The sequence below is a fragment of the Flavobacteriales bacterium genome (genome assembly GCA_016699575.1).
Classification (GTDB): Bacteria; Bacteroidota; Bacteroidia; order Flavobacteriales_F; family PHOS-HE28; genus PHOS-HE28.
The window spans coordinates 190,254-213,778 of sequence record CP064979.1; the positions used below are offsets into that span (position 1 = coordinate 190,254).

Genomic DNA, 23,525 nt, shown 5'->3' on the forward strand with positions numbered 1-23,525 from the left:
AAAGCGGCCCTCTTCAGACCTGCAGACCCAGCACGCACACGTCGTCCACTTGTTCTTCGGGGCCTTTCCAAGCGGTGAAGGTCTCTTCGAAGCGCTCTTTCTGCATGCGCATGTCCAAGCCTTGATGCTCCAGCAACATACTGTTGAACCGCGCGATCATGAACTTCTTGCGGTCCGGCCCACCGAACTGGTCCGCGTAACCATCGCTGAAAAGGTAGATCCGGTCACCGGGGGCGTACACGATACGGTGTGTGCTGAACTTGCGCTCTGCGTCGTGGTGGTTGCCTCCAATTGGCTTGCGGTCGCCGTTGATGATGTTCAGTTCGCCGCCGTGCACCCAGTACATGGGCCTGTATGCCCCGGCGAAAAGTACTTCGCGTTGCTCGCGATCGATGCGGCACAGGGCGATGTCCATGCCGTCGCCGGCCCCTTTGCGCTGGCCGCTTTGGTGCATGGTGCGCGTAAGGCGTTCGCTCAATTGCGAAAGGATCGAGGCCGGGTCAGCTTCAGGCTGTTGCTGCACCACATCGTTGAGGATACTGCAACCGATCGCCGCCATCATGGCACCGGGCAAACCGTGGCCTGTGCAGTCGGCAGCGGCCACCCAGCAAACCTGTTCGCCAGCGCGGTGGAACCAATGGAAATCGCCGCTCACGGTATCCTTGGGCCGGTTCAGCACGAAGAAGTGCTCGAAGAGTTCACCGAACACCTCGGGGCTCGGGATCAGAGCATTCTGGATCTTGCCCGCATAGGCTATGCTGTCGGTGATACCTGCGTGCTTGCGGGCAAGTTCCATGCGATCGGCCTCAGCCTGCTTTATCCACTTCACTGCGCTTCGGAAGAGCACCAACGCCGCCAAAGCGAACACCGCCAGCATGATGGTGAGGTTGCCCCAGAGACCAGCGCGCGCCACCTCCTCGATCTCGGTCTTCGGTCGTTGGGCGAGCACAAGGCCGCTGATCTCGCCATGGCGATCGATGAGCGGTGCGGCCGACGAGAGATGTTCGCTCTCCCCACCAGTGTTGTGCGCAAGGCCCGGCACCAACATGGCCTCCACGAGTCCAGTAGGCTCACGGAACGGCGCCCTGTATTCCGGCATCGGGTCGCTGGTGACGATCACCTGCACCTGCTTGCGTGCATCATCGTAGGCGAGGATGCGCACCGGCGCGGTCAAATGATTCGCCTCCGCAACACGGGCCAATGAGCGCTGTGCAACGTAGTACCACGCATCCTGCGTGTTGCGGATGACGAGCCCGGGGTCGCGGTATTTCTGTGTGAGCATGGCGATGTGGTCCCCATCGGTCTGCGCCGCCAACAGCGCCGTTATGTTGCTGAGCTGGCTTGCGGTCTCGCGGTAGAGCTCCTGCCGCTGCTCGTAGTGCTGCCAACCGATCAACCCGGCGCATGCCAGGAATAGGGTGCCGTACATGGCGAGCAGCACCTTGTGCAAGGGACTGAACTGAGGCCGTTTGAGGAAGTGGGACACCCGCTATGGAATTGCGTGCGTTCCTACGGGATCAGGGTTCCCAATGTTCCGAGGAGGATTTACGGCCCTTCGAATACCGTGCACTTCCCGATGCCAGCGATCCGTTACCGAAGTTTGTCGGCAGCCGGACCACCGGCCCGCAACGATGCAAGACGGATATGTGAACCTCACCTCGACCGGCGGCGTGGCCACGGTCACCTTCCACCACCCCAAAAGCAACAGCCTGCCCGGGCATGTGCTACGCGGCATGGCGGAAGCCGTCCACAAAGCAGGACAGGACAAGGCCTCGCGAGTGATCGTGCTACGCAGCGATGGCGACAAAGCCTTCTGCGCGGGTGCAAGCTTCGATGAACTGCTGTCCATCGACAACATGGAGAAGGGCACCGCCTTTTTCAGCGGCTTTGCGGGTGTGATCAATGCGATCCGCACCTCGCCCTGCTTCGTCATCGGCCGCATCCACAGCAAAGCCGTTGGTGGCGGTGTCGGTTTGGCCGCAGCGTGCGACGCGAGCTATGCGCACTCAAGCAGTTCGGCACGGCTCAGCGAACTGGCCATCGGCATAGGGCCGTTCGTCGTGGGCCCTGCCGTGGAGCGCAAAGTGGGCACAAGCGCGTTCGGGCTCATGACCTTCACACCGGCTGCTTGGCGCGATGCCGAATGGTGCCGCGAGAAAGGTCTGTACAGCAGCGTGCACCCGACCTTGGAGGACCTGGATGCCGCGGTGAACGCGCATGCCGCGGAGCTGGCCGGTTACAGTCCTGAAGCCATGGCCGAACTCAAGCGCATCCTCTGGCAAGGGACCGAGCAATGGGATGCACTGCTCACGGAACGCGCGGCAATGAGCGGCCGTTTGGTGCTGAGCGAATTCACGGTGAACGCCATCAATAAATTCAAAACGGGCAAGTGAACTTGTCGCCTTCACTATGAACACAACACCGAACGCTCCTTCAGCACCTTCCATCGGCCAACGCTTCAAACGCATTGCCGTGCGCGCGGGGCTTATCATCCTCGGGCTCTTCGTGGCCTGGGTGCTTTTTCTCTACTACGCTTCGTATAGCGAGGGCACGCGTGCAGGCATGGTCATCAAACTGAGCAAGCGCGGCGTGGTGTTCAAGACGTGGGAGGGCCAGCTGAACCTGCAAACGTTCGGCGCGGTGACACCGAACGGCAACGCTTTGAACGAGGTGTTCAACTTCAGCGTCGAGAACGGTGAAGATTCCCTCTACCGCGTTCTTGAAGAAGCATCGCTCACCGGTGAACGCGTGAACCTCCATTACGTGGAACGCTACGCCAGGTTGCCTTGGCGGGGTGAAACGAAGTACTTCATCACCGCCGTGGAGCGCAGCGGCATCCCATCGAAGGACCAACGGCAGCCTACGTCACATTAGCGCGCGTGACCGACCGCCGCTCCTTCATCCAGCAAACCGCTGCGCTGCTCGGTGGTCTTGCATTCCACAAGTCATTGGACGCTGCGTTCCCGGAATTGCTTCCCGTCGCCGGCCCCGGCGGCAACGATGAGGACTTCTGGCGGCAGATCCGCGCAGCCTTCGCTTGCAGCCCAACGCTCATCAACCTGAACAATGGCGGCGTGAGTCCTACGCCGCGCGCGGCCATGGAGGCGTTGGACCACTACAACCGTATGTGCAACGAGGCGCCGAGCTATTACATGTGGCGCATCCTGGACCAGGACCGTGAGCCATTGCGGATGAACCTGGCGGCGTTGGCCGGTGTGCCGCACGATGAACTCGCCATTTGCCGCAACGCCACTGAGGCGCTCAACACCATCATTTTCGGATTACCACTGAAGGCCGGCGATGAAGTGGTCGTGAGCACATACGACTATCCCAACATGGCCAACGCATGGAAACAGAGGGCCTTGCGCGATGGGATAAAGCTGGTGCATGCCGATGCGCAATTGCCGAGCGAGGACGAGGAAGCCATGGCCCAGACGTTCATCAGCAGGTTCACGGAAAGGACCAAGCTGGTGCACATCACGCACATCGTGAACTGGAACGGGCAGATCCTCCCGGTCCGCCGTATTGCCGACGCAGCGCACGCGCGGGGCATTGAGGTGCTCGTGGATGCCGCACACTCTTTCGCGTTGCTCGACTACAAGATCCCCGACCTCGGTGCCGACTATTGGGGCACCAGCCTGCACAAGTTCCTCTGCGCGCCCTTCGGCAACGGGCTCATGTGGGTGAAAAAGGAGAAGATCGGCAAGGTGTGGCCGCTGTTGAGCAACGACAAGCCTCAGGGCGGGGACATCCGCAAATTCGAGACGCTCGGCACGCGGAGCTTCCCGATAGAGATGGCCACCGGCTACTCACTGGACCTGCACAACTTCATTGGCTCCGGCCGGAAGCAGGCACGCATCCACGAACTGAAGAACTACTGGATGGACCAGGCGGCCACCTTGCCCGGTGTCACGCTCAGGACCTCCACCGATCCCCGGTTCGGGTGCGCCATCGGGGTCTTCAGCATCGACGGCAAAAAGGCCACCGCCATCAGCGAGGAGCTCTTCGCGAAATGGAAGGTGCACACGGTTGCGATCGAACGCGAGGGCGCGCCGGGGGCAGAAGCGGGCTTCAATCACGTGCGTGTGACACCGAACGTGTACACGACCTTGGACGAACTCGACCGCCTGCTCGAAGGCGTTACCGCCATTGCAAAAGGCTGATCGGACGGGGGACTTGTCAAGCGTTCGGCCATGCACCTATGTTCGCGCCGCGCACGCCCTGACCTGACCCGCGCGCAGCTGATCGAATGGCCATCAACGGCAGTGGGACGAAGCTTGATCCCTGGGTACTGAAGACCGCGTCCGGCTCATCGGAGTACCAAGCCTACAAAGACCCCGAAGCGGTACCACCGCAATTGGTGTTCTTGGTTTCCAGCCATAAGATCACTTACCACATGCGCGCGGTTGAGGACCTTTACAACATGCTGCGCCGGCACCGCGATTGGATGGATCTGGGCGAGTGCGATGAAGACAAGAAGCCGAAGCCCAACACGGTGGAGGCATGGGGACGCGACACCCTCAATCCGATGAGGGGGTGGTACGGGCTGAAGCCGGGCGTGCGCGGGCGGTTCGCGGTATACCTGCCCCCATTGCTCGAGGCGCTCGGTATGGCTGAGTTGACGCATGAACCGCGGGGGAACCGCATGCGGGCGATCGTGGAGTGAGTGCTTTGGCGGTATATAAGTGCGCACGGTCCACGGATCTCCCAACACCCCACAGCCCGAAGGCTCGTGCTCACGTTAACCGATCATCAGCAGTTCCAGACCGCTGTTCCTGGAATCCAGCTACTTACTCTGTGGAGACTTGCTCCGTACGAACTGACCCGACGATGGTTGCCTCCCGTGGTGAAAACTTTTCCTGACCCTGACCGTGTTGTACTTCCTTACAATTGCAACGCACCTGTGCGATGCGCTACCGCATCAAAGTTTCCTATCGGATGCCAACAACACGATCCTGAAGAGCCGCTGAACAGGTTCCACACCCATCGACAAACCCAACACCAACACCTCAGCATGATGAAACGCATTACAACCGCGTTAGCGCTGGCCTTGGCATTCTGTTCCGGCGTCAGCGCGCAAACCGTTTCGCTGTACGCATACAGCCAATCGGTCGGGACCTATACGCCAATATCAGGCGGTTCCGTTCTAGGTACCGAAACGAACGGCGCCCAGAAGTTCGTTGATCCGGGCGTGCCTGCCGGTGGAACAACAAGCACGGGTGTAGGCTTGCCCATCGGTTTCGATTTCACGTTCCGCGGGGTGACGTTCGATCGGTTCGCTGTAAGCACTGATGGCTGGATCTCTTTGGGCCAATCAGCACTTGGTGCCACAGCGGTCAATATGCCGACGACAACGGTTCCTTTGAGCACCACAACGGCCGTTACTCCGGCACAGTTGCGGAGCCGCATTGCGGCGCTTGGACGCGACATTCGTGGCAAAGGTGTGGGCAGTGGTTCGGATCTGCGGTACCAGACCATAGGGTCCGCCCCCAACCGGACACTGGTGGTGCAATGGTCGAACTACGAGAGGGCCTCCGGCACGGTCGGGGCCAACGGGGACATCATCAACTTCCAGATCCGCCTCAATGAGACAACGAACGTCGTTGATGTGGTGTGGGGTTCCAACTTCTTCAGCCCTACGGTGGCCAGCACGGTTTACGCCCAAGTGGGACTAGGGGGGCATGCTGCTACCGATTTCAACAACCGGACCACCACCACGGATTGGAACAACACGACAGCTGGTACGCTGAACACCAATACATGCGCAATGGCGAACACTGCGCTTACCGGTGTCATCACACCTGCCAACGGCTTTACCATGACATGGACCGGCCCGAACTGCGCTCCGCCGGCAGCAACCGCAAGTACCACACTGGATTGTGCGAACGGTCAGTTCTCGGTAGTGGTGGACGTTACGGCGCTGGGAACGGGCAATACAAGTGTTGACCTTGTGCACACCGTGGGCGGCACGCCGACAACGCAATATTCCGGAGTTGTTGCTCCGGGCATGTTCGCTATGGGACCCTTTGCATTGGCCACAACTGCGACCATCACCATCGTCACCTCCCCTGATAACATCTGCACGCTGAACTTGGGGAACTTTACCCAAGCAGTTGCCAACTGCCCAATAACAAGCTATCCGTATTGCCAGACGTTCAACGCCTTTACGGATGGTACCGCCAGTACCAGTTGCACTTTCGTGCAGCCTTTGGAAGAAGGTTGGACCAACACCAGCACACCGGGGTGGTTGGTGGAAACGAGCGGCACGGCGAACAGCCTGAACACCGGCCCCGACACGGACAACCCGAACGGGCCAAGCACCGGCACTGGACGATATTTGTACATAGAGGCCTCTGGCAACTGCACGGAGCGCATTGCGGTCAGCAACACCTATGATATCAGTTCCATCACTGCCGGGAACGGAGCGGAGATGTCACTCTGGTACCACATGTTCGGTGCGCAGATCGGCACCTTCACCGTGGAGGTGGAAGACCTTACGAACAGCCCGGGCACCTACACCACACTGTTCACCCAGACGGGGACACAGGGCAACATTTGGTTGCACACTGGGTGGTTGGATGTTGACGCGGTTGTGGCTGGCCCTTTGGTCAGGTTCCGGGTGCGGGCGACCCAGAACGGCACGTTCGAGGGTGACGCCGCATTCGATGATTTCTGCGTGCGCGAAGCTTTGGCTTGTGTGCCACCAGTCGCTACGGCGCAGGTGAGCGGCTCCAGTTGTGCCAACAACGAGTACTTCGTGACGGTCGATCTGACCTTATTGGGCGACGCTGCTTCAGTGGATCTGGTTCCCTCGGCCGGCACACCGATCACTGGTGTTACGGCACCCGGGACTTATGTCCTTGGACCATTCACCATTGGCAGCCCGGTTTCGGTTACCGTGGTGCATGCAGGCGACCCGGCTTGCAACATTTCCCTGGGCAATTTCAACAGCACGCTTACCTGCGGAGCACACAACACCTGCGCTTTGGGCATTGCCGTTCCCGACAACGGATGCGCCACGCAGAACAATTTGAACCTGGGTGTGGTGGTAACAGCACCAGGTACCGCTCTCGGTACCGATGTTAACCTCCAGTCGGTTGAACTGATCACCTCCCACACGTTCAACAGCGACCTGCGCCTGACACTGATCAGTCCGGATGGCGATCAAGCCGCTCTGATCAGCACCGGGGTTTTCGGTGGAGGCGATAACCTTGGAGATCCGTTGAATTGCCCAACGGCTGTCTTCCGCTTGCAGGACGGTGGCACTGCCATGACCACTACCTTAACGAACAACGTCACGGGAACATTCAACCCGCACACGCCGATCAGCAACTTGAACAATGGCGGTCCAGCAAGTGGAACATGGATCTTCCGGTTCTGTGATGCCGCCAATGGCGACATCCCGACGATCCAATTCGTGAAGTTGAACTTCATCACCTGCACCCAATCCGCAGCTACGGCATCGGTCGTTCCGGCTTGTGCAACCAGCCAGTTCAACGTGGACGTTAACCTCACTGCATTGGGCAACTTGGCGACGGATGTGGATATCGTGGCCAGTGTGGACGGTGGTGTTCCTACCGTTTACCACGATAACGTTTCCGCCATCCAGGTTTATTCCGTTGGCCCTTTCAACTCAGGCGAAAACGTGGTGGTGTCCGTTCTGCACAACCAGGACCCCACCTGTGATCTTGCCCTGCCGGCCGTTACGTACAACTGCCCTATCAGCAGCTTTCCGGCTTGCGAGGACTTCGATACATGGACGAATTGTTCTACGTCAAGCACATGCACCACAGGATGCACGCTTGAAGAAGGGTGGTCGAACATCACCACTAGCACCTGGCGTACTTGGACCGGTTCGCGGCCTAGCTCGAACACGGGTCCGATCTTCGACCACACAAGCGGTACCGGCAAGTGGCTCTACATCGAAACGTCTACTGTGTGCCCTGACCGCATCGCCGAGACCCCACTGTACGATATCTCCAGCTTGAACGCCGGCAACGGTGCCGAGGTGTCCGTTTGGTACCACATGTGGGACAACGCGACCGGGGATATGGGTACCTTCTCCGTGGCGGTGGAGGATGTGACCAATGCTCCTGGGGTCTACAACACCATCTTCACCCAAACTGGTGATCAGGGTGATGTGTGGAACCACACGGGTTGGTTGAACCTGGATGCCTTCCCCGGACCGATCGTCAGGTTCCGCATTACCGGAACCAATACACTGACCTTCCAAGGCGACATGGCCATGGACGACTTCTGTGTGCGCGAGCAATTGCCCTGCGTACCGGTGGTGGCCACGGGCGCTGACGTGAGCGATTGCGCAACCAACACGTTCAGCGTGAATGTTGACCTCACCAGCCTTGGCGATGCCGCCACAGTTGATATTGTTGAGATCGTGAACGGGGGTGCCCCGACGGTGGTGCACGACGACGTCGCCGCATTGCAGGTCTATACCGTTGGCCCCTATGCCAACACTGCAAGCGTGCAGGTGCTGGTGGTACACCCCGCTTTCACCCAATGCACGGCCGACCTTGGGATCTTCACCTTCAACAACAGCCTCACGTGCGTACAATGTTCGCCGAGCGTACCCGTCAGCGAAACATATTGTTACGTGGCCAGCGATAACCAAGCGTGGACGTACGCTACCCAAGGTGCAGGTATCCTCCGTTTGCAGTTCGCCCGTGGAACCGTTGAATCAAGCTCATTCGACGACCTGATCATCTACGACGGCCCGGACAGTAATTCTCCGGTGCTGTTCGCCAACCCGGCCAACACTGGTAACCTGGGCCCGGCTGGTAGTGCCATTCTGAGCACCGACCCGGATTTCTTCAATGTGGACGTCTTCAGTTCGGGCGGCTTCATCCACATGGCCTTTACGTCTGACGGATCGGTGCAATGTGCCACAGCTACCAATTACGATCAATGGGAGTGGACCGTAACATGCATTGATTGTGTATCGCCCGTTGCAAGCACTTCCCAGAACCTGAACTGCGCCACGGGCGATTTCACGGTGGATGTGGACCTGACGAGCCTGGGCAACTCGGCCACGGTTGATATTGTTGAAGTGGTGAACGGCGGCGCGGCCAACGTGGTCCACAATGACGTCAGCGCACTTCAGACCTATCCCATGGGGCCCTACCTCGGTACCGATGTGGTTGACCTGTCGATCATACACGCCACGAACAGCAACTGCGATGTGGACTTGGGCACCTTCAGTGCGGACGTGGATTGCATTCTATGCGGTGCACCCGCAGAAAGCAGCACCTATTGCTATGTTGCAAACGACAACCAAAGCTGGACCTACTTCGCCAGTGGAACAGGCACGTTGCGCCTGCGTTTCTTGCGCGGAACACTGGAAACGAACTCGTTCGACGACCTGACCATTTATGACGGCCCGGACAACACCTACCCGATCCTCTTTGCCAACCCGGCCAACACCGGTAACCTTGGTCCGGCGGGCAGTGGCATTCTGACCACTGACCCTGACTTCTTCGCTGTGGACGTGCTTGCCACTGGGCAATATCTGCACATGACGTTCACCTCCGACGGTTCGGTGCAGTGTGCGACCTCCACCACCTACGATCCTTGGTTGTGGGAGGTTTTCTGCTTCGATTGCACGGCGCCTACGGCCACAGCCACCGTCGTGGAGGATTGCAACAATTATCAGTACTCCGTATCGGTTGACATCACCAGCCTCGGTGATGCAACGGATGTGGACATCGTTGGCTCGGTGAACGGCGGCGCACCTACAGTACTCGTTGACAATGTGAGCACCACGGGTGTTGTAACAGTTGGTCCGTTCGCAAGTGCAGCATCGGTGGCTCTGAACGTGGTGCACAATCAGGATGCTTTGTGCAATACTTCACTCGGCACTTTGTCGTTCGTCTGCCCGCCCACAGTGCAGTGCGGTGTTTACTCGAACGGTACCGTGACCGCGATACCGGATGCCGGTAACGTAATGAGCACCATTGTCACCGGACCGATGATGGGCGAACGGATCACCGATCTGGACTTGGTGATCAAGATCAACCACACGGATCTGGCCGATCTGGACATTACGCTTACCAGCCCGGGCGGCACGGTGATCGACATCATGAACGACCAGTGCGCGAGCAAGGACAGCATTAATGTCCGGTTCTCGGACGAGGCCGCTTCGACCATAGTGTGCGGGGCCGTCACCACGGTTCCGTTGATCGGTGAGTACCGGACCAGTGGAACACTGGCCGATGCGCTGAGCGGGTTCGATACCCAATTGTTCGAGGGGACATGGACCCTTAGCGTGACCGACGACGCCACAACCGACGTGGGGTCTCTTGTCCAGTGGTGCCTGATACCGACCCTGGTCACACCGGATTGCCCGGATGTACCAACGGGCTTGGCCGTTGCGTCGAACACGTTCAACAGCGTAACGTTGAACTGGACCCCTGGCGCGACCAACACAGGCTACGAGATCGAATACGGTCCAGTTGGATTCACACAGGGCACAGGCACTGTAGTATCCGGCGCACTGCCCCCACCAGCGGTGGTTGGTGGTTTGGCCAGTGGGGAGAGCTTCCAGTTCTATTTGACGGAAACCTGCCCGGCCGGCGACGCCGTGGCGGTTGGTCCGGTGACCGGGTCAACGCTCCTGTTGGTGAACAGCTACCCGTACTGCAACGATCTGGAGGGCTATACCACTAGTGGTGTTACCTGTGCTACCGTGAACACCCTTGCGCCGGCATTGGGCTGGTTCAACGTGAACGAAGGTGCTTCGGGGACGGACTGGCTCACGGATGAAAATGGTACCGGAAGTACGATTACCGGACCGAGCATTGACTATTTCCCTGGTACGACCACCGGCAATTACCTCTACATCGAAGCTTCAACTTGCGCCAGCCGCGAAGCCGAGTTGTACAGCCCTGCCTTTGATTTCAGCACATTGGCCAACCAGCCCGTGGTGTCCTTCTGGTACCACATGTGCGGGAACGATGGCGCAATGGGCACGCTGACCTTGGAGATGGAGTCTCCTGTGGGGGCAGGCAACTGGACCACCTTGTTCAGCCGGAGCGGCGAAGATCCCGACCAAACAACCGAGGCGAGCCCATGGAAGGAAGTGAGGGTAACGCTCACGAACCTTCCGGCCACCACCGGTAGCTTCCGGATAACCGGAACGACCGAGGCCACCGGCTTTGAAGGCGACATGGCGATCGATTACTTCTGTGTCACTGAAGCGCCATGCTTCATACCTCAGGCAACCGTTTCGCACACATGCCTCGACCTGTTCAACTTCTCCGTTGACGTGACCGTAACCAACATCGGATCGCACACCGGAGTGGACATCAGTGATGGGTTGGGGAACAACGTGCTGAACGTTGGGCCGGGTACCTACACCTTGGGGACCTACCCGAATGGAACCAACCTCAGTATCAGCCTCACAAGCGTGAATGACGGCAGTTGCGTTAACACTTACGCTTACACGGCAACTTGCATCGTTCCCACGGATGATTGCTCCCAAGCCCAACTGTTGGGCTGCGGCACAACTGTGCAAGGCAACACTTCAGGCATGGCCAACACCCTGCCCGTTAATGCCTGCCCGTTCCTGGGTGCCCCTTCTCTGGGTGGCGTCAACTGGTGGAAGTTCAGTTCGCCTGTTGACCAGGAGGTGAAGCTCAGCACATGCAACGTCGCTTCGTACAACACACGGATCTCCGTGTTCGAAGGGCCTGATTGCAACAACCTGAGCTGTATGACCTTCAATGATGACCTGGCCGGTTGCAGTGCGAACTCCTCCGAGGTTGACTTCCTCGCGTTGGCCAATGTGGAGTACTACATAGCCGTCCACGGTTCAGGAGCAGCATCAGGTGTTTACACACTTTCCATCATATGCACCGCTCCTTGCACACCGGTCACAGTGAACGATCGTTGCGCGGACGCGACCACGTTGGTCCCCGTTTTGAACGATGGCTTGAGCGTTCCAACAGCGGGCGACAACACATGCGCATTCACGGATGTCAACCCGACGTGCAACCTTGTCGGGACCGTCCAGGGCGTTTGGTACACGTTCAACAGCGGGGTGAATGCCACGGCCTACTTGAGCTTGTTGAACGATGATTTCGGTTACACCGCCCCCACTCTGAACTACGTGCTATACGACGGTGCATGCACACCGTTGGGAGCCACGAACGAGGTGGCGTGCGCTACTTCGGCTGAGGGCGAGGACCTCCTGTTGCCCGCACTTACACCGAACACGGACTACCGATTGCTTGTTTACAATGCCGGTGGAATCGGTACGGAAGGCACGTTCGGCGTTGAGGTCACCGTACCGGCACAGAACGATGCAGGCATAGACAGTGTGCATTACCCGAACGACCTGGTCTGCACATCGAACATTGCCGCCGTGGTTGAGATCAAGAACCATGGCGCAGCGCCGTTGACCACCGTTGACATTGTTTTCAGCTTCGATGGTGGTGCCCCGCAGACCTATGAGTGGACGGGGAACCTGGCTTTCAACGCAACAGAACTGGTCGAATTACCGGCGACTTTGCTTGCCCAGGGTCCGCATACATTGGACGTAGCAACCGCTAATCCCAATAGCTTACCTGATGAGATCCCGGCGAATGACGCTGATGGTTCCAGCTTCGATGCCTCCGGCGAGGCTGTCTCGATCCACATATTCCAAGACCGTTGGGGGTCGGAGACCACATGGGAGATCTACGATGCGCTCGAGATCGCAGCAATAGCCTCAGGAGGCCCATACAACGACTTGGCGGCCACCGGCACTTTACAAACGGTTGAACAGGCCTGCTTGCCAGTAACGTTCGGCAACTGCTTTACCTTGAGGATTTACGACGCGTTCGGGGATGGTATGTGCTGCCTCTACGGTGAAGGGCGCTGGGAAGTGAGGACACCCGGAGGTGCATTGCTGCTGCGCGATAATTTCCACGGTAGCGGAACACTGACGGGGTCGGCGATCTACGATGGTGACCAATCGCCTGCTGTTGGTGCGAACCCGACCTATGGTGGTCATGAATTCTGCTTGCCACAAGGCCCCTCGAACATTGAAAGCAGTGAGTGCGGTGTGTTCAACAACACGCTGTCGAACAAGGTGTTCACCACCTCCACACCCGGTACAGGTCTGTACATGTTCGAATTCGTGAACCCTGACCAAGCCTATCGCCGACGCATCACGGTTTCCAATCGTTTCGTGAAACTGAGCCAGCTGCAAACAAGTCCGCTCGTTGCCGGTGTCCACTATTTCGTTCGTGCCCGTCGCGATGCGGCCAACGATGGCTTCTTCAATGACAATTGGGGCAGCGGTTGCGAAATGGCGCTGGACGTCACTGTCGGACAGGGTTGTGTTCAGTTGATCGACGATACGGACCTTCCCACGCATAGCTGTGGTGTTACCCGTTCGTTCGGCTACAGCGACAAGGTTTGGGCTACTCCGGTGCTTGGTGCAACCCAGTACAGGTTCAAGTTCACAGGGGCCCTTGATCCTGATGGCCCCAATGGCCCCCTGGCTCCAGTCGTTGGCGATCGGGTGATCACCCAAACAAGCTACGTCCGCGTGTTGAATTGGGCCAGTTACACGCTGCTCGACGGCGAGACTTACAACGTCCAGGTCGAAGTGTTCGTGAACGGGGTATGGAGCGGATATTGCGGAAACATCTGCACCGTGACGATCGACAACCCGGCATTCGCCGGCAATAACCTGAACGTCACATTCGACCGCTCTCAGGAAGGTGTGGTGCTCTACCCGAACCCGGTTCGCGATGGTATTGTCAACCTATCGATCACTGGACTCTCGGGAACAGAACATGATGTCGAGATCGACGTGTACGACATGTTCGGCAAACGCGTCCACTCCCGTTCCATCGGCACCGAAGGCGCTACCGAGCTTCGTGCGGTCCTTGACCTGGGCAACTCACTGGCCAGCGGAATGTACATGGTGGACATCACCATGGGCGACCGCCACAGCGTGCAGCGCCTGAGCATCCAGTAAGCACTCCGGCATACCAAGGCGAAGGCCGATCCGAAAGGGTCGGCCTTCGTCATTCCCGGCTGCCGAAAGCGTAGGGCGCTCAGCAGGATCGTCAGGTGATTAACGCCCTTTAACGGGATCAGCGCACGGCACGGTCTTTTCAAAGCGTCTTCCATAAAAACGTAGGACCATGCCCCGCAAGAAGAAGCCCCTCATCCTCACCCAACAGGTGAAGGAGGGCCTGAAAGCGATCAAAGTGCAGTTGGATGCGCGCACGACCGTGACACTGGCCAGCCTCAAGGCGCTGGAGTTCTGGAAGCAACGCTATCCCAACGCCAAAGTGATCGGCTGATCAGGCGTTCCGGTATTCCGGTGGAACGGCCCGGTCCGAAGCGTGTTGCGCCGAAGGATCGGGCCGTGGTGCTTCCTTTGGACATCAAATCACCACATGCCCTCTTTCGACATCATCAGCAAGGTGGACGTCCAGACGCTGGACAACGCCATCAACACGGCCAAGCGCGAAGTGGAAACCCGCTACGACCTGCGCGGTTCCAATAGCAGCATCGAGTTCGATCGGAAGACCCTGGCCATCAAGCTCAGCACTGAGGACAACATGAAGCTCGATGCGATCGAGAAGATCGTATTGGAGCGGGCCACCAAGCAACGGATCGATGTTCAGGCGTTCGACCTGAGCAAGGAACCGCAGCCCAGCGGAAAACTGGTCATCAAGACCATTGCTGTTCAGCAAGGCATTGAACGTGAGAAGGCCAAGAAGATCGTGAAGGCCATCAAAGACAGCGGCTTGAAGGTGCAGCCCCAGATCATGGACGATATGATACGGGTCACAGCCAAGAAGATCGACGACCTTCAGGATGTCATCGCGTTGTGCAAGCAGAGCAACTTCGAAGTGCCGCTGCAGTACGAGAACATGAAAAGCTGATCGAGCGGGGCAGCACACCCGGCCCGGTCTGCGTCATCTTGGCAACAGATACGCACCATGCGACTACCGATCCTCCTCACCGGCCTGTTCACCGCCGGCACGCTGGCCTCCCAGACCTACTTCTACGTGGACAACATCGTTATATCGCCGACTTTTCCGAACACGACGGACAACATCTCCATCAGCTTGGTGGGGGGGCTTTCCAGTACGGGGGCGTACGTGGTGAGCGCGAACGCATCGATCCTTGGCAGTTCCGTCGAACTGACGGTGAACTGCGCCGACCCGGGCGGGTTGGCGGTGATCGTACCGCACAACGAGGTGATCCCGATCGGCCAGTTGCCTGCGGGAACATACACGATCAGTCTGAACGGGACCGGTCTTGGCGACTTCGCGCCAGCACCGGAGCATGTCTTTACCGTAAGCGGCGGCGGTAGCCCTTGTGACTCGCTGTTCATCATGGAACTCCAATACGGGGCGTTCGATGATTCAACCGTGAACGTGACGGTTGAGAATTACAGCAGCGCGCTGTTCGACTACCCGGGGTTCATACTGTTGGACGACAACGGCGATACCATTGCCATCGAAACCGTGAACTACTTCGGCATCGGGGTGGGTCCACAGCTCCATACGTTGTCCGTTCAGCCGGGGGCAATGCTCCCCACGGGCACCGTCATCGGCACGCTGCAACTGTGGACCGGTTTCTACACGGCTGAGGCATGTGCCTTCCCGGTGGATCAATCACTCTGCCCCCCCGGACCTTGCTCTCCACTCTCCATTTCCATAGGTAACATGGGCGGCGCAATGGTGAACTCCACATTCGCATGGGAAGTTCTGGACTCGCTGGGCGCCACAAGCTTGGGATCCGGGCAGATGACGCTTGGAGCGGCGCAGATGGACACGGCGAACCTCTGTCTCCCGCCAGGCATGTACCAACTGCAAATGAGCCAACCAGCACCCAGCGGGGGACAGCTGGTCATGGGCGCGGCTGATCAACCGTATGACACCCCGTCCCTTTCGCAGGCCTTTGTTCAAGGCACCACGAACACCTTGGCTTTGCCGTTCTACCCTCTTTGTGCGGACTTCTCCAATTCGATACCTGAGACCACGCCGGGCTCTGAGCTTACCGTTGTGCTGCGCGATAACCAATTGCTCGTTTCCGCTGGGGCTCACTTGGGCCGCTTGACAGTGCATGACATGCAGGGACGTGCTCTCATGAATGCCCAAGCCAACAACACGAGCCACTTGCTGGACATAAGCGGTCTAGCAGCCGGCGCTTACCTGCTGTGGTCGTCCTCTGGCGTGAATGCCCGGCAATTCGTGAAACCGTAAGTTCGGGCTTCGCGCCCGTGCCACATCAACGGACCTTCGGTCTCGACCTGCTTCGTGCGGTGGCCATTGCTTTGGTCATGTACGAGCATGGATATTTCTTCTTCGACCAGCTCGTCGACGAAGAACTCTGGCGTGCACCGATGCTTGTTGATGGGGTAACGCTCTTCTTCACGTTGAGCGGGTTCCTCATCGGCCGGATCTTGTTCGACCTCATCGAGCGCGGAAAGCTCAGCACCATCGGCAACCTATTATTGTTCTGGCGTAGGCGTTGGTGGCGTACGGTCCCGAACTACCTCCTGGTCCTTTCCATTGTCCTGTTCTGGCATTGGTCCAACGGGGCGCGCATACCAGATCACTGGTGGTCGTACTACCTGTTTTCCCAGAACCTCTTCCAACCCCAGGACAAGTTTTTCGCGGAAGCTTGGAGCCTTGGCGTAGAGGAATGGTTCTATGTGCTCCTGCCGATCGCTTTCCTGATCTGCCTGCGCATGCGTCGCGATGCCCGGACGACTGCTATGTGGCCCGTTCTACTGTTTTTCCTGGCCATACCAGCCATCTTGAGGGCCTGGAAGCTCCACCACGGCATCGACGTTCCGCACATCGATGCGCACGCACGCCGGATGGTATGTATGCGCTTGGACAATATCATCATCGGTGCTACGGCTGCTTGGTTGGCGTACGTGCGGCCTGCCTGGTGGCGATCGAACCGCAGGTGGCTGGCTGTTGCTGGCGTGGCGCTGCTGATCGCGTTCAAACTTCAGTTGGTGGTGCGGGGTGATTCCACCGCACGCGCAATGCTGTTCGAACACAACCTGGAGGCCATCGGCTGCGCCCTGCTCCTGCCGCTTCTATCCGGGTGGAACCCCGTCAAGCCACGCTGGCTTGTCGCCCCGGTGCAACAACTGGCCCGATTGTCCTATGCCATGTATTTGTTGAACCTCACGATCGTCTTGTTCAGCGTAATGCCCCTCCTGTCTGCTCCGTTCAGCGGGGCCGTTCAGGAGAGTTGGAGGATGTCGTTCCTGCCCCTTGCCGTGCATTGGATCCTCACCGTGGCCCTGGCGTTCCTTCTTTACCATGGATTCGAAAAGCACATGACCGCAATGCGGGAAAGGAAAGGGCTTGGGTCCGCCTGAAAAGCGGAAGCGCGCCTTACGGGGCGCGCTTCCGGTGGTGTTCCTGGTACTGGCTTACGGGCCGGCTCGGGACTTTCAGTGCCTGTTGGCGCTATCCCTCCAGGTGCTTCTTGAGATGAGGCCTTACGGGGCCTCGTGAACATTTCAACGCAAGCCTATCGGCTGATGTTACATGCATCACCAAAAAAGATGGCATCTTGAGCCAGTGACGCGACTGCTCGCATGGTTCTTCGGCACGGTGTTGTCCTGTTCGTGTGCTGCACAGCCCTATCTGGATGTGGGTGCGGCTTCGTTCACGCACAGTCCGGCCCGTCTTGATCGGGCCGAGCTCGCCCTCGCTCTTCCCCTTTCACTGGGCAAGGGGAAGATCATCCTGAGCCCGCTCTGGGAGAACTGGCAAGCTCAACTTCCGCAGCGGACCGCATTCCCCGAGAAGACCACGGAAAGCCTCACCGGCTTCATACTACCGGTGACGTGGCTCACGCCCATGCGCAACGCACGTTGGAAGTTCCTGCTGACCGGCTTGGTACGCTACAACACGCTGGACAACATGGAGCGCAGCAGTTTGCAACCCGGCGGGGCATTGCTCTTAACCTACGGCAAGAAACCATCGCTCACCTGGAAGGCAGGCTTCTATGCGAACCGCGATGCCTTCGGGATCTTCTGGCTGCCGCTCTTGGGCATCGATTGGCGGGTCGGGCCAAAGCTGAACGTATGGGGGATACTGCCAGGAAGCATGCACGCCGAACACAAGGTGCTGCGGTGGTTGCATTGGGGGTTCGTCTTCAAGGCCTTCACCAATAGCTATGGGGAACGCGGAGGCTTCTTCGCCCGGACCGACGAGAACCAGGTCGGTCTGTTCACCGATACGTACTTGATGGGCGCACGCGCGGTTCTTCGCCTGGAGGGCGGCCACACCGCCTTCAGCCAGTACCAAGGAGGGCCGGGCCATCCGCGCTACTCGTTCCATGGAAGCGATGGGTATGTGGACCACGAACTGGGCGACGGTCCGTACTTCAAGGTAATGCTTGCCTACCGCGTGCGGCTCGACGGGCAACACGGCCCCAACTAGCACCGCTCCTAGAAGACGCTGCCGCTCTTGAGGAAGAGGACGAAAACGAACGTCATCAGGAAGTGGTGGAACAACAACAGCACGGCGGCCAAGGTGAGCACACGCCTACCTTGGGTGTGAAGCTCCGGGAAGAGCTTTTTGTTGTTCATGGCAATGATGGGCAGCGGTATAGTTGCGAGGAGGAAAGTCACGGCAAGGGCCTTGAAAATGAATTCGTTGTTCAATACGCCCAAGAACAGGTGGGCGTAGTAGAAAATGAGGCCAACGAACGACAACAGGCCCAACCGAACGAAGAGACGTGCTTCAGCGACCATTTTGGAGCGTGGGTTCATGGCCAAGACGCCCGCTTCAACGCTTGGTGGTCCGCCCGGGTTACGGATTTTGTGAACGATCTCTGGATAGAACGACCTGGGCAACCGCAGGCCCCAAAGCCCGTCGCCCGGTGAGGGTGATGCCTACGACTGCGAGCGTAGTGCCTACGATGAACAGGGGCCAGGAGAATGCCGCTTCGAGGCCGGTTTCCTGAAGCCGGTATGCCGGTCCGTCGCTGAGGGTGTTGATGCCTTGATCAAGCGCATGCACGATATGAGCGCCCATGAACGACCACAATACCGCACCCGCACCTATCGCACAAAGGAACCATTCACCCCACTGCATACCGAACCGGCCATGGCGTTCCGCACCGACCAGCAGGAAGACGCCCAAGCAGATGATACCAAGAGAAACGAGGCTTGGCGCCAGGACGGGACCTACCCACGGCACGGGTACCAGAAAGAGGATATCCATGGCAAGAAGGGACTCCGGCCAGCCCAGCAGCACCTTCAACCACACGTAATAGAAAATGTCCCATACACCGAAGGCGATGAGAAACCAAGCGAACCGCTGCATACGCCGCCCAGCGAGCATGGCCGCTGGTGCGAGCAGCATGAGGATCGTCGCTGCCTCCCGCCCGATCTCTGTGCCGATGATGAGCGGTTGCAACGGCGGCAACGGAAAACTGAAACCGTTGGGGAAAAGCAGCGCCCGCAGGTAGACGACAACAGCGCTCTCCAGGTAAGCCATGCTCACTCCGAAAAGTGAAAGCCAGATCAGCTTGCTGCGGAGTTCTGCGCTCATCGTTCGTTCCAATGGAGGTCGGCAACCAACGCCTTATGGTCTGATCCCGGCAAGTGCTTCGTGGTCGTTGCGCCAACGCGCAGTTGCTTGGTGGAATAGATATGATCGATCGGGATCAGCGCCAGCCCGAACACACTGGGAAAGGTGGCGGGCTCGTACGCAGGCGCACCGGCCAGGCCTGTTTGCTGACGGAACCGAACAAGCGCATGATCCCATTCCACGGCGTTCAGGTCCCCGACGACGACCTGCGGCCCGCTCGCCTTCAGTATCCGAGATGCCAGTCTGTTCAACTGCGCGTTGCGCTTCAAGTAGGCCACATGCGGCAATGGTGAACGCGCGTGCACGGAAGTGAGCGTTACGATACCGGAAGGGGTTTTCACTCGAGCCTCGATAGCGGGAGCACCTAATAGGTCCACCTCCTCGAAATGCACTATTGGAAGCCGGCTAAAAACCGCTATGCCGTAACAATCCGTGCGTGGCACCACACGATGGAACGGATATGCTTCCGCAAGAGCGCAGGTAAGGATCGTCGCCCACGCCGGATCGACTTCCTGGAAGGAAAGAACGTCGGCATCCGAAGCATGCACGGCATCCAGCACACCAATGTTGCTTCTGTTCGGCTGTAGTACGTTGAATTGTGCCACCCGGAGCGCTTGTTGCGCCGTTGCTGGCACCTCGGGTCCCGCAGGCAGCCACGGGACCTGCAACGCAACCACAATGGTGGCGCCCATTGCGGCTGCCGCTTCGAACCACTGCCTGCGCCAGGCGAAGAGCACCACGAGCACCAGCACGACCAAAGCCCACTGCCGCATGAACGACCGCGCCAACATCAGCAGGAACCCTTCGTCACCCAGGACGAGCACAGCCGGGAGCGCGGCTAACCCGACGACCACCAAGGTGCGCACCGGTGCTGTTCGAGGCAGGCCTATGCTCATGCGCGCTCGAGTTTCCTGATATCGCGCAGCACGAGCCACAACGGCACGGCTCCGACAATACCGAAGGAAGCATCCACCATGCACCAGAAGAACGGGATGCCCCGCACCGGTGCCCAGGCGAAAGCAAGCACCAGGACGAGAGCACAGCACCAAAGCCCCCACTCGATCACCCATTTGTTGCGCACCGGATCGCGCAATGGCCCTACGAACGCCAACCCGATGACCACATGCGCGAACGCCAACCAATCCGTACCGTAGAACAGGAACGGGTACTTGGCACCGACTTCCGCGATCGCCGAAGCCACGGTCCGGGCCCACGAAAACAGTTCACCTCCCAATGGCTCCGTCCACTGGGCCAGCATTTCGGTGCCCCATTGCAAAGGCACAGCTGTGAGCCCGCTCAGAACGAGCATGATGATGAAAAAGATGATCCATCTGCGGATCCTTCGTCGTTCACGTTCCATGATCATGGTTTGTTCGGCGCGGCCAGTCCCACGAGTTCGTCGTAGGTGCGCTGTTCCGCCAGGGTCCAGCTTTGCCATCCGTTCGTTTGCCAGCGCCCCAGGAAGATGCGCGTCTTGGCGGCAAGCGCTTCATTGAAGACCAGAGGATCCTGCGTATCCGTCCAGCGGACATGGTTCGTCGCATGCTTGGCCATCTGTCGTTCCACATCGGCACGGTGCAGATGGAGCAAGGGCAGCACTTTGTCGCTCAATGCGAGGTAGTGGTCGGTGTCGATCTCCGCGGGGTTCGGGTGTCCGAGGTTGTACTTCACGATGACCCTGTCCCAATTGAAACATGAGAGCATTGTGAGCACGGCAACAGCCGCCCATGCGTTGACGCGCCAGAGGAAGAACGTGCTTCGCCGCGCGTGGATCTTCCACGCCAACGTTGCCAAGCCCGCCACGACGAGCGCGAGGAACACGATGACACCGATGCGCTTGTAGGCCAGCCCATGAAAACCGATGTAATGCATGTTCCGCAGGAAGACGCTCACCGCCAGCACGGCGTTCTGCGCAAGCCAAAGGAGCGCAAGGCGTTTCAACCAGAAGGCGCGTGGATGGAAGTTGAGATTGCGCCGGAACAACCGCAATAGGATGGCCATGCTCAGAAGAATACTGATGATGAGCAGCCAAGTGCCTTGGTGGACGAACTGCTTCAGGCTGAACCCCTCTTCCACCTGGAAACCGAACCATACCCAATCGATGTCGATCTTGTTCACGAGCAACAACAGGGCATTCACGAGCACAAGAAGGAGGAGACCGATGCGCCTCTCGCGCTCAAGGGCGTTCATGGGAAGCGGCGATTTCCAATGCGGTCGCTTGAGGCGAAGCCGCACCATGGCATCCGTGAGCCTCGCCTCAGCGGCGGCCACCGTGCCAGGAGCAAGCTTCAGCAAGAGCGCCCCGGAAGCGACAGCGCTCAGCAGCAAGAAAAGTGCATGGGCCGTGAAGAGCCCACGGACCAATGCATCGATGAAGTCCGCCAAGCGCACCATGATACCCTCGGTCATTGCACTGAACTTGGGATTGGCCGCGCGGTAGATCCAGTAGTACGCCATGAGCACCAACACAGGCAACAGGGACAGCTTCAACCAACTGAACCCCTTGCGGGAGGCGCCCTTTTCCGGCACCGCCTGCGCAAGCCCCTCCGCGAACGCGAGAGGCACGCTGGCGAGATTGTGCAGGGCTTGCCCGGTAGCACTGAGCACGTTGCGCAAGCCCGGGGCCAACATGAACCCGCTGAACACAACGAGCCAGAGGATGGTGAGCGTGATCGCCAGTGAGCTGCCGTGCACCACGATCATTGCGCTGCAAACAGCCATGGCCACGAGCATGGCCTTGGCCTCCATGGCGATGGCACCACCCGTGCGAACGAGCAATGCCGTTGTTATGGCCGCCGTGGCAATGACCACGTTAACGCCCAGTGCATGCTGCCAGAAGAGCGCGTCGCTCAGCACGGCCAGGGAAGCCAGCAACGCTGCGTTGCGCCAGATGAAGGGAGTTGCGAACTGTCGCAGGGACAACGTGATGGTGTTCATGGTCTCAGGTCTTTATTGAGCAATCGTTCAAGTGCGTCCAAGTGTGCTTGGAACGCCCGTTTGCCTACCGTAGTGCATTTGTAACTGGTGTTCGGGCGACGGCCCACAAAGCGCTTCCGGACTTCCACATAGGCAGCCTTCTCCAGTGCAGCAAGGTGGCTGGCCAGGTTGCCGTCAGTGACATTGAGCAGATCGCGCATCTGCGCATGGTCCACCCATGTGTTCACTGCAAGCACCGCCATGATGCCGATGCGCACGCGGCTCTCGAAGGTTTTGTCCAGATCGCCGATCATCGCTGCTCGTGGCGCAGGTACATCAACGTGCCGTATCCTATGTGGAGCACACCGAACCCGAGTGCCCAGCACAGGAGGCCGTGGCCCGGAAAGAATGTGGCGAACAGACCGATGGCCAATTGGCTCATGCCGAGCCAACGCACTTCCTCCAAGGTGAACTTCGATGCGTTCACCAGGGCAAGACCATAGAAAACGAGCGTGGCCGGCGCGACAAGTCCCGGAAGGCCGTGTGCCAAGAGCGCCAGACAGAACAGACCACCAACAACCAATGGAACCATCAAATGCAGCATCATCCTCGTCGCGGCACCATCCCACATGTGCTGCCCGGTGCGGCGCGCCCGGCGCCACGTGAACCACCATGCCGATGTGATGGCAATAGTGGCCGACGCCACCCCGAGCAACAACAGGGTAACGACCCTGTCCCACAACAAGGCGCCATCCCGACCCGGGGCTTGCAACGGCGAATAGGGGTCATCGCCCTGAACACCGAAAGAGCCCAGCCAAGCATGTGCGATGAAAGCGGTCGCCAATGCAACCACCCCTGCCGCCACACCGCTCAATCCGCTGAGGGACAAGAACCGCTGACTGCGGTCCATGATGCCCCTGATGCGCGCGAGTTCCTCCAATGATGGCACAGGGTCGGCTGAGTGCAGTGGTTGCGGCATGCTCAAAGTACTTTGTGCTACAAAGTAAATGAACGCTT

At 58.9% G+C, this 23,525-nt stretch carries 18 protein-coding genes; 10 read left to right on the forward strand and 8 right to left on the reverse strand.

Annotated features, from left to right (window positions below; genetic code table 11):
- Positions 1-13: 13 nt before the first annotated feature.
- Complete coding sequence (locus IPJ76_00910) at positions 14-1,486, reverse strand: SpoIIE family protein phosphatase (GenBank protein ID QQR86817.1); 1,473 nt, start codon at positions 1,484-1,486, stop codon at positions 14-16.
- Positions 1,487-1,631: 145 nt separating this feature from the next.
- On the opposite strand from IPJ76_00910, the gene IPJ76_00915 reads away from it, so the two are divergent.
- From IPJ76_00915 to IPJ76_00960, 10 genes are all read left to right on the forward strand, one after another.
- Positions 1,632-2,393: an enoyl-CoA hydratase/isomerase family protein gene (locus tag IPJ76_00915; protein ID QQR86818.1), complete on the forward strand. Its 762-nt coding sequence runs from the start codon at positions 1,632-1,634 to the stop codon at positions 2,391-2,393.
- 73 nt (positions 2,394-2,466) lie between these two features.
- Positions 2,467-2,874, forward strand: a complete 408-nt coding sequence (locus IPJ76_00920) for a 6-phosphogluconate dehydrogenase (protein ID QQR88370.1) — start codon at positions 2,467-2,469, stop codon at positions 2,872-2,874.
- Between the two features lie 5 nt (positions 2,875-2,879).
- Positions 2,880-4,163: an aminotransferase class V-fold PLP-dependent enzyme gene (locus tag IPJ76_00925; protein QQR86819.1), complete on the forward strand. Its 1,284-nt coding sequence runs from the start codon at positions 2,880-2,882 to the stop codon at positions 4,161-4,163.
- Between the two features lie 86 nt (positions 4,164-4,249).
- Positions 4,250-4,666, forward strand: a complete 417-nt coding sequence (locus IPJ76_00930) for a hypothetical protein (GenBank protein QQR86820.1) — start codon at positions 4,250-4,252, stop codon at positions 4,664-4,666.
- Positions 4,667-5,014: 348 nt separating this feature from the next.
- Positions 5,015-13,981 carry a proprotein convertase P-domain-containing protein gene (locus IPJ76_00935; protein QQR86821.1) on the forward strand — a complete coding sequence of 2,989 codons (8,967 nt, stop codon included), beginning with the start codon at positions 5,015-5,017 and terminating at the stop codon, positions 13,979-13,981.
- A 169-nt stretch (positions 13,982-14,150) separates the two neighbouring features.
- On the forward strand, positions 14,151-14,312 hold the full coding sequence (locus tag IPJ76_00940; GenBank protein ID QQR86822.1) for a hypothetical protein: 162 nt from the start codon (positions 14,151-14,153) through the stop codon (positions 14,310-14,312).
- Positions 14,313-14,408: 96 nt separating this feature from the next.
- Positions 14,409-14,900, forward strand: a complete 492-nt coding sequence (locus tag IPJ76_00945; GenBank protein ID QQR86823.1) for a YajQ family cyclic di-GMP-binding protein — start codon at positions 14,409-14,411, stop codon at positions 14,898-14,900.
- A 57-nt stretch (positions 14,901-14,957) separates the two neighbouring features.
- Positions 14,958-16,229 (forward strand): T9SS type A sorting domain-containing protein, encoded by a 1,272-nt coding sequence (locus tag IPJ76_00950; protein QQR86824.1) that lies wholly within the window; start codon positions 14,958-14,960, stop codon positions 16,227-16,229.
- A gap of 17 nt (positions 16,230-16,246) precedes the next feature.
- On the forward strand, positions 16,247-17,365 hold the full coding sequence (locus tag IPJ76_00955) for an acyltransferase (GenBank protein ID QQR86825.1): 1,119 nt from the start codon (positions 16,247-16,249) through the stop codon (positions 17,363-17,365).
- 205 nt (positions 17,366-17,570) lie between these two features.
- Positions 17,571-18,437 carry a hypothetical protein gene (locus IPJ76_00960; GenBank protein ID QQR86826.1) on the forward strand — a complete coding sequence of 289 codons (867 nt, stop codon included), beginning with the start codon at positions 17,571-17,573 and terminating at the stop codon, positions 18,435-18,437.
- Positions 18,438-18,445: 8 nt separating this feature from the next.
- On the opposite strand, the gene IPJ76_00965 is transcribed toward IPJ76_00960, so the two are convergent.
- From IPJ76_00965 to IPJ76_00995, 7 genes are read right to left on the reverse strand one after another with little or no spacing between them, the layout of a single operon-like run.
- On the reverse strand, positions 18,446-18,769 hold the full coding sequence (locus tag IPJ76_00965) for a hypothetical protein (GenBank protein ID QQR86827.1): 324 nt from the start codon (positions 18,767-18,769) through the stop codon (positions 18,446-18,448).
- A 40-nt stretch (positions 18,770-18,809) separates the two neighbouring features.
- Positions 18,810-19,553, reverse strand: coding sequence for a hypothetical protein (locus IPJ76_00970; GenBank protein QQR86828.1), 744 nt, complete (start codon positions 19,551-19,553; stop codon positions 18,810-18,812).
- The gene (locus IPJ76_00975; protein QQR86829.1) at positions 19,550-20,488 is read right to left on the reverse strand and encodes an endonuclease/exonuclease/phosphatase family protein; all 939 of its coding nucleotides are present in this window, start codon (positions 20,486-20,488) and stop codon (positions 19,550-19,552) included. The genes IPJ76_00970 and IPJ76_00975 overlap by 4 nt, the downstream gene beginning before the upstream one ends.
- A complete protein-coding gene (locus tag IPJ76_00980) occupies positions 20,485-20,955 on the reverse strand; it encodes a hypothetical protein (GenBank protein ID QQR88371.1) in 471 nt (156 codons plus the stop codon). The genes IPJ76_00975 and IPJ76_00980 overlap by 4 nt, the downstream gene beginning before the upstream one ends.
- Entirely contained in the window at positions 20,955-22,529 is a 1,575-nt protein-coding gene (locus tag IPJ76_00985) for a DUF4173 domain-containing protein (protein ID QQR86830.1), read from the reverse strand. The genes IPJ76_00980 and IPJ76_00985 overlap by 1 nt, the downstream gene beginning before the upstream one ends.
- Positions 22,526-22,822: a transcriptional regulator gene (locus tag IPJ76_00990; GenBank protein ID QQR86831.1), complete on the reverse strand. Its 297-nt coding sequence runs from the start codon at positions 22,820-22,822 to the stop codon at positions 22,526-22,528. The genes IPJ76_00985 and IPJ76_00990 overlap by 4 nt, the downstream gene beginning before the upstream one ends.
- Positions 22,819-23,487, reverse strand: coding sequence for a hypothetical protein (locus IPJ76_00995; protein QQR86832.1), 669 nt, complete (start codon positions 23,485-23,487; stop codon positions 22,819-22,821). The genes IPJ76_00990 and IPJ76_00995 overlap by 4 nt, the downstream gene beginning before the upstream one ends.
- Between the last annotated feature and the right edge of the window lie 38 nt (positions 23,488-23,525).